This window comes from Psychrobacillus mangrovi (assembly GCF_037104765.1).
In the GTDB taxonomy this organism is placed as follows: Bacteria; Bacillota; Bacilli; order Bacillales_A; family Planococcaceae; genus Psychrobacillus; species Psychrobacillus mangrovi.
Map to the genome: position 1 here is coordinate 1 of NZ_JBAWSY010000039.1, position 7,526 is coordinate 7,526.

The following is a 7,526-nucleotide window of genomic DNA, read 5'->3' on the forward strand; positions in this document are numbered from 1 at the left end:
AAACGTCGACTATCAGTTGCCGGGTGAGAAAATTAGAGATGGTGGAAATAGGATAGGTATGGTTTTGACCTATCCTGTTTTCACCATCCCAGCAAGCGGTAGCGCGGTAGCAAAAGAAAAAACGTCGGGAATTAATTTGTCTACTTTCTTTACAGAAGACCAAAACTTGCTTAATTTCCAACTAACCGACCTAAAATTCCAACTAAAGCATTCATTATTCCAACTAACCATCCTTCTACCCTTGACTCACTATGTTGTGATACACTAATTCCAATGAAATCACGAAAAAGTAGGCGAATAGTATGGAATTTCAAGAAATGAAAGATTATCTGTTAGAGCAAATTAAGAACAAGCAGTTGGTTGCCGCAACAATTAGTCAACCTCGTGCCAAGTCCAATGAAATCAAACGTGTAAAATTAAAACCAATTGAAATAAAAAATGTATATCATATTCAACTAGAATACCAATATGAACGTATTTTGAAGCATGAAAATATTAAATTAGAGGAATTTGCAATAACTCTAAACGAACTATTAGAGCAATTTCGTCAAATCCATGCTGATTTCACAACGGAAAAAGTACAAATTCAACTCTCCAAGAAAAATAAAGTAATGTGGAAGTCGGAAAAATTAGCTGCTGAAAAAACGGTCAATCTTTCACATAATCGGAAAAAGAATTATCTTTTAGATGAAAATACACCTTACCCATTCCTTATTCATTTGGGCGTGCAAACCCCAGAAGGAAAAGTGAAAAAACAAAAGTATGACAAATTTAAGCAAATCAATCGTTTTGTTGAGTTCATCGACGATGCGCTTGTTCACTTACCAAAGGACAAACCAGTTCGAATTCTAGACTTTGGATCAGGAAAATCTTATTTAACATTTGCCCTCTATCATTATTTAAAAATTGAAAAGGGTCTCGACATTCGAGTAACAGGCTTAGATTTGAAAAAAGAAGTTATTGAAGAATGTGCCAAAATTGCTGAGGACTTAGGCTATGATCAGTTGGAGTTTTTAGTAGGAGATATTAATGATTACAACGAGGAAACTGCTGTGGATATGGTAGTCACACTTCATGCTTGCGATGTGGCAACAGACATGGCTCTTTCCCGGGCTGTCAAATGGGGAGCAAATGTTATTTTGAGTGTTCCTTGTTGTCAACACGAGCTCAATAGACAGTTAGACGCTCCTGGTCTTGACCTTATGCTAAAACATGGTCTTATTAAAGAACGCTTTGCAGCACTTGCAACGGATTCTATCCGAGCTGAGATCCTAAACATGGTTGGTTATGAAGCACAACTATTAGAATTTATCGATATGGAAAATACTCCCAAGAATATTTTAATACGTGCCTATAAAACAGGTAAAAAGGTTACTTCCGAACAACTAGAAGGATACAAGCAGTTCAAGCAAATGCTACATGCAAATCCTTTCTTAGAGAATGAACTTAGAGAGTATCTTTCTTAAATATAGTGAAGATTGGAGTAGAATACAGTGAAAGAACCAACCTTAAAGAAAGTGGCTTACGGAATTGCAATGGCTATTGCGATCATTATTGTGCATTTTGTCGATGTACATGTATATCCAATGGCACCTATCTTCGCTTTGTTATTAGCAATTTTGATTACTTACTTAGGAATTATATTCATTAATAAATCCGATCGATTCGATAAAACAATTTCTCGTTCGAAATACAATCTACTGAATGCACTCGTTGTGTTTGTTCTATTCATTGCTTATTTTACGATTGCACAATAAATAAAAGGTCGCCCCCAATCGGGGACGACCTTCTTTTTATAATTCCTGTCTTAAAGCATCAATTACATCAATTTTTGTTGCCTTTCTTGCTGGTCTCCAACCAGAAATCATTGCAACCCCTACGCTAATAAAGGATGCTATAGCAACAAGTTGCCATGGAATCAATGAAAAAGTAATAGAGAGATTTTGAATATCTTCATCCCCTAACGCTGCTCCAACAACCATCGGCAATACCCAGTTTGCTAAAAAACTCACCGCATAGGAAATGACTACTGCAAGTACTGTTCCTATAATGCCGATCCATGCACTTTCCATTAAGAATAAGCGTTGAATTAGTTTCGGACTAGCCCCTATCGCTTTCATAACCCCTATTTCTCTAGTTCTTTCGGTAACAGCCATTGTCATCGTATTGAAGATACCAATAGATGAGATTAATACCGCAATTGTGCCAATAAAGATAAGTCCAATTTTAAATGCCATGAAAAAGACATCTATTTGCTCCAATTGTTCCGAAACGGAATAGACATTATAGCCCTTCTCCTTTAGCTCTTCCGTAACTGATTTTACATGCTCTAAACTAGAAGTATATATTTTCGTTTCTGGATAAAATAATTCTGCTTCAACTACTTCTGTTTCCGTATTAGAAACAATTACCTCTTTAAACTTGTCCTTCCAAGATTCATTTACCATTACTTTTGTATCTATAATCCAATCTCTTGCTGGATTTTCTGTAACTCCAACGATTGTAAAATTCCATCTTTCCGAAAAAGCTTCCTCTGCTTCATAAGACTGGAGTGATAAAGAAATTGTTTTTCCGATTATAGAGTCCTTGTATCCTCCTGTTGATTCAGCATTTTCTTCTGCGTTTTGCTCCATCTCTTTACGTTCTGAATCTGTTAACAAACTTTCCGCAAACTGATAGCCAACTATTATTTCATTATCCTTTTCTGGCATGCGTCCTTCAGATAATTGTAGATTTGATTTTTGTTCTTCGTCAAAATTTGTAAGAAAAATATTCCCTTGAAGGCTACGGTCCTCTATTTGTGAATTAGCCATGGCATTCAAATTAAACCTTTGTACGATTGCATCTACATGCTCAATAGATCTTATTTGTGAAACATCCAGTTCCTCGTCAGCATTCGGATACACTTCTACTTCTGTAATCGCTTTGTCCTGCAATATTTCTTCACGCATTGTATCTTGAATCCCGAACCCGATGGAGGCAAGTACTATTAAAAATGCACATCCCATTGTGGCTGCAAGAACCGTCATAAATACCCTTAGCTTATTCTTCTTAATATGTTGACGCACAAAATCAACTTGGTCTTTAAATAGCATATGGAGCACCTCCTTTTACTAGTTCTCCATCATGCATTTTAAATTTACGGTGAGCAATACTTGCTACTTCTTCATCATGTGTAATAATGACAAACGTTACTCCTAGTCCTTGATTAAGATCCTGTATAAGCAATAATATGTCTTGCTCTGTTTCCGAGTCTAAGCTACCAGTAGGTTCATCAGCAAATAGAATAGGAGGATTTGTTATAAGAGCTCGGGCAATACTTACTCGTTGCTGTTGTCCACCTGATAATTCGTTCGGATAATGATCCGCTACTTCTTCAAGACCTACTTTTTGAAGTAATTGTTTTACGCTTGCTTTTCTTTTTTTAGTAGACACTCCCTTTATTTTCAGAGGAAGCTCTATATTTTCAAAAGCTGTTAAGCCTGGCATTAGTTGAAAGTTTTGAAAAATGAAGCCGAAATTATTTAATCGAAACTGTGCTCTTTCCGTTTCATTTAAATCAGCTGTTTCTTGTCCGTTTACCGTTATAGACCCTTGCTCTGGACTCATAAATCCCGCTATTGTATGGAGTAAAGTCGACTTACCAGAACCACTTTTTCCTACGATTGCAACAATTTCCCCTTGCTCCACTTCAAAAGATAGTCCCTTTAAAACCGGTACTTTCTTTTCCTTCCCTTTTTTCCCGATTAAAAATGTATGATTCACATCCTGTACTTGTATCATTTCATTTCTCCTTCCGTTTACTATGAACATAGTATATCGATTGTTTCTTAACATTTTAGAAGGATAAATATGAAGAATTTCTTAAGAAAAGGCTTCATGCCAAAGCTTTATGCATTCGAGCTAAACGCCTTTCTTGCGGCCAGCTAGCCACGAATACAAGTATTTACAAGTAAAAACTTGCAAAAACGTAATTCTATAATCCATCAGGGAAGAGTTTATTAGTGATTATGAATATTAAATGAGTCTAATAATATTCGACCGATTATTAGAAGTATTTGACTGATTATCATGGATATTCAACCGATTATCGCGCTTATTCGACCGATGTTCAGACTTATTCAACCGATTCTATTTCATGCATACAAAAAACTGCTCTATCTCACTATAAAGTGAAATAGAGCAGTTTTTTTTTTATTTATGATGGCATTGGTGTATCTGTTGGAGTTGCATACCCTTCTTTATAGGCATCATCAATTGCATTTCGAATTTCCACAAGTGACTTACCCTCTTGTGTCATATTTATCGACATAACTGCAGTTTCTAAGCATGCTGCACAGCGAGTACCGTGGTCATCCCACACTACTTCTCCACTTTCTTTAATCTCCTGTACGAAGCAGTTAAAGTTATTCAAATGACCAGCACTGTCACCACATCCACAATAGCAAGGCATCCATTTTAGAATATCATTTGCTTTGGCTGCAGCTTGGTAAACAAGTTTCATATCATCTGATTGTTTGTCTAAAAATGTTGGCAACACATCAGTCGATGCCGTTGTCTCCTGTATATCACCATTTTCTGAATGGGCAATATGCTCAGCATGTTCTTCATGATTTTCTTCCGACTCTTTTTGACCACACGCGGAAAGTACTATCAAAGAACTTAGTAATATAAACAAAATCTTTTTCATTCTGTTAGATAACCTCTTTATATTCAAATTTCACTTTAAGATTTGCATCCACCAATGGCTTTTGGTTAAATCATTTTTTCAGGACGTACAATTTCATCGAACTTTTCTGAAGTTAATAAATCTAGTTCAATTGCGGCTTCTTTTAAAGTAGTGCCATTTTTGTGTGCATGTTTTGCGATTTTCGCTGCATTTTCATATCCAATATATGGATTTAATGCAGTTACGAGCATCAATGAATTGTTTACATGATGTTTAATTGTTTCTAGGTTTGGTTCAATTCCTACTGCACAGTTGTTGTTGAAGCTAATGATTGCATCACTTAGTAAACGAACAGACTGAAGGAAATTGTGTATGATTACTGGCTTATACACATTCAATTGATAATTCCCTTGGCTCGCTGCAAAAGAAATTGTCGTGTCGTTCCCCATCACTTGAGCAACAACCATCGTCATCGCTTCACTTTGTGTTGGGTTTACTTTTCCAGGCATAATAGAACTTCCTGGTTCATTTTCTGGAATGCTAATTTCTCCAATCCCCGAACGTGGACCACTTGCAAGTAAGCGAACGTCATTTGCTATTTTCATCAAGTCGGCAGCAAGTGCTTTCACTGCTCCGTGCACATATACTACATCATCATAGCTTGTTAAGGAATGGAATTTGTTTTTAGCGGAAGTGAATTCAATGCTTAGTTCTTTAGAGATTTCAGCAGCCACCAAATCACCAAATCCTTTCGGTGCATTTAGTCCAGTTCCTACTGCAGTACCGCCTATTGCCAGTTCTTTCATGTCTTGAACTGCTTGTAATATCATTTTTGCTGATTTTTCTAGCATTCTGTGCCAGCCACTAAACTCTTGTCCAAGAGAAAGGGGTGTTGCATCTTGTAAATGCGTACGACCAATTTTCACGATATCCATGAATTGCTCTGATTTTTTCCCTAGCGTTTCTTTTAAGACATCAATAGCAGGCAATAGTTGTTTTTCAACAGCTAAAACTCCCGCAATATGAAGTGCTGTTGGAAATGTATCGTTAGAACTTTGTGATTTATTGACATCATCATTTGGATGAAGGCGCTCATCGCTACTTTTTTCTTCAAGGATTTGATTACCTCGATGAGCGATTACCTCATTTACGTTCATATTTGATTGTGTACCACTACCCGTTTGCCAAACAACTAATGGAAAGTGATGATCTAGTTTGCCAGCAAGAATCTCGTCGGCAGCTATAGAAATTGCATCTTTTTTTGCTTCAGATAAATTACCAAGAGAATGACTAACAATTGCTGCTGATTTTTTTAATAGGGCAAGGCCGTGTACTACACCAATCGGCATTTTTTCTGTACCGATTTTAAAGTTTTCCTTCGATCTTTGTGTTTGTGCTCCCCAAAGACTATCTTGCGGAACTTTTATTTCTCCCATAGAGTCATGCTCAATACGATAAGTCATTTTTCTTCTCTCCTTTTTTAAATCCATTCATAATTCTTTTCATCTAACATCTTTAAAAATTCATCTACTACTAACGGGTTAAATTGGGTTCCTCTACCATTCTTAATTTCTTGTATCGCTTCTTCGAATGTCATCGCACCTCTGTAAACACGATTCGTCGTCATTGCATCAAAAGCGTCAACTACCGCAACGATGCAAGCTTCTAAAGAAATTTCTCCCCCTATTAACCCATAAGGATATCCCTTTCCATCATACCTTTCATGATGCTCCTCTACAATAAAAGCGGCTTGACGCAATCGCTCAACTTCATGGTTACGCATCATATCTGCACCTAGTGTTGTATGCATTTTGATCATTTTCCATTCATCTTCTGTTAGCTTCCCGGCCTTATTTAATATTTCAATTGGAATCGCTAGTTTTCCTATGTCATGAAAATATGATCCAGGACTTATGACCTTAATACTTTCACCAGGTTTTATACGTTTCCACAGTTCAATCGAATAATCTCTTATTCTTGCACAATGATGATATGTATATCCATCTACCTCTTGTATTCTTCTGGCATCACGATGCAAAATTTCACGTTCGTTAAAATCTTCCTCAAAAAAAGGAGTTGTCATTTCTAATAAAATCTCTACTTCATCCTGTGCATAACAGGTTACAACAGAAGTTTCCATACTTGCATAGATGACGTCCCCAGCTTTTAAAATAATTTTTTCATCTTTCCATTTAACTTCTATCTCTCCATTAACAATGGTATAACGCTCTACATAATTGTTATATTCTTTTGAATAAAAATTAATCCAAGAAGTACTTTTTGGAAGCAATGTGTATAAAGAAAATGATATATTATTAGCGCTTCCGATATACGTAGTGATAGTTTTATCTGTCACAACTCTAGGTAAATAATCTTTAGTTTTGATATCTCGGACCTGCTCTTTAGTAAGTATCATTTGGCCTCCATGCGCTTTGACAGTTTTAAACTATTTTTTCTTCCATTATACCTTTACCTACGCGTTTACGTAATGTTAAATCTGATTATTCCGCCTATTTTTTAGGCAGTCTTATTTTGTTGAAATTTGACGAAATATTTATACTTATTATAACAATTAGTAAAAACTTTTACACTAGTGTTTATGAAATACACTATAAGAAAAGCACTAAACGACCCCTTCAAAAACAATTCCGATTTTCTATTGATAGCTCCCTAAGATTCAATTTCGGGAGCTATCACCTCTTAATATGTTTATAAAAAAAAGACCAACACGGTAGTGACCCCTTAAAGTTAGAGTTTTATTTATGCAGCTAATTGGCTGGCATGAGTTCGGTATTTTACCGGACTCATGCCGGCCAGTTTTTGTTTAATTCGATCGTTATTATAGTAATCGATATAC

Annotated in this window: 9 protein-coding genes; 3 read left to right on the forward strand and 6 right to left on the reverse strand. The window is 36.1% G+C overall.

Annotated features, from left to right (window positions below):
- The 3 genes from WAX74_RS20795 to WAX74_RS20805 form a co-directional block, all read left to right on the forward strand.
- A partial coding sequence (locus WAX74_RS20795; protein ID WP_336499560.1) for a hypothetical protein occupies positions 1-268 on the forward strand: 268 nt, incomplete at its 5' end.
- 34 nt (positions 269-302) lie between these two features.
- Positions 303-1,466 carry a class I SAM-dependent methyltransferase gene (locus WAX74_RS20800; RefSeq protein WP_336499561.1) on the forward strand — a complete coding sequence of 388 codons (1,164 nt, stop codon included), beginning with the start codon at positions 303-305 and terminating at the stop codon, positions 1,464-1,466.
- 27 nt (positions 1,467-1,493) lie between these two features.
- Entirely contained in the window at positions 1,494-1,757 is a 264-nt protein-coding gene (locus tag WAX74_RS20805) for a hypothetical protein (protein WP_336499562.1), read from the forward strand.
- A 36-nt stretch (positions 1,758-1,793) separates the two neighbouring features.
- On the opposite strand, the gene WAX74_RS20810 is transcribed toward WAX74_RS20805, so the two are convergent.
- From WAX74_RS20810 to WAX74_RS20835, 6 genes are all read right to left on the reverse strand, one after another.
- The gene (locus WAX74_RS20810; protein ID WP_336499563.1) at positions 1,794-3,095 is read right to left on the reverse strand and encodes an ABC transporter permease; all 1,302 of its coding nucleotides are present in this window, start codon (positions 3,093-3,095) and stop codon (positions 1,794-1,796) included.
- Complete coding sequence (locus WAX74_RS20815) at positions 3,085-3,783, reverse strand: ABC transporter ATP-binding protein (protein ID WP_336499564.1); 699 nt, start codon at positions 3,781-3,783, stop codon at positions 3,085-3,087. Before WAX74_RS20815 ends, WAX74_RS20810 begins: the two co-directional genes overlap by 11 nt.
- Before the next feature lie 415 nt (positions 3,784-4,198).
- Positions 4,199-4,690, reverse strand: coding sequence for a PCYCGC motif-containing (lipo)protein (locus WAX74_RS20820; protein ID WP_336499565.1), 492 nt, complete (start codon positions 4,688-4,690; stop codon positions 4,199-4,201).
- A 65-nt stretch (positions 4,691-4,755) separates the two neighbouring features.
- Positions 4,756-6,132, reverse strand: a complete 1,377-nt coding sequence (gene fumC / locus WAX74_RS20825) for a class II fumarate hydratase (RefSeq protein ID WP_336499566.1) — start codon at positions 6,130-6,132, stop codon at positions 4,756-4,758.
- 17 nt (positions 6,133-6,149) lie between these two features.
- Positions 6,150-7,085: an HD-GYP domain-containing protein gene (locus tag WAX74_RS20830; RefSeq protein WP_336499567.1), complete on the reverse strand. Its 936-nt coding sequence runs from the start codon at positions 7,083-7,085 to the stop codon at positions 6,150-6,152.
- A 344-nt stretch (positions 7,086-7,429) separates the two neighbouring features.
- The coding region (locus WAX74_RS20835) for an IS3 family transposase (RefSeq protein WP_241600806.1) at positions 7,430-7,526 on the reverse strand (97 nt) is incomplete at its 5' end.

Bases quoted from the DNA above. Each gene is read 5' to 3' on its own strand.
- fumC (WP_336499566.1), bottom strand. From the start codon at position 6,132: ATGACTTATCGTATTGAGCATGACTCTATGGGAGAAATAAAAGTTCCG.
- WAX74_RS20800 (WP_336499561.1), top strand. From the start codon at position 303: ATGGAATTTCAAGAAATGAAAGATTATCTGTTAGAGCAAATTAAGAAC.
- WAX74_RS20820 (WP_336499565.1), bottom strand. From the start codon at position 4,690: ATGAAAAAGATTTTGTTTATATTACTAAGTTCTTTGATAGTACTTTCC.
- WAX74_RS20830 (WP_336499567.1), bottom strand. From the start codon at position 7,085: ATGATACTTACTAAAGAGCAGGTCCGAGATATCAAAACTAAAGATTAT.
- WAX74_RS20815 (WP_336499564.1), bottom strand. From the start codon at position 3,783: ATGATACAAGTACAGGATGTGAATCATACATTTTTAATCGGGAAAAAA.
- WAX74_RS20810 (WP_336499563.1), bottom strand. From the start codon at position 3,095: ATGCTATTTAAAGACCAAGTTGATTTTGTGCGTCAACATATTAAGAAG.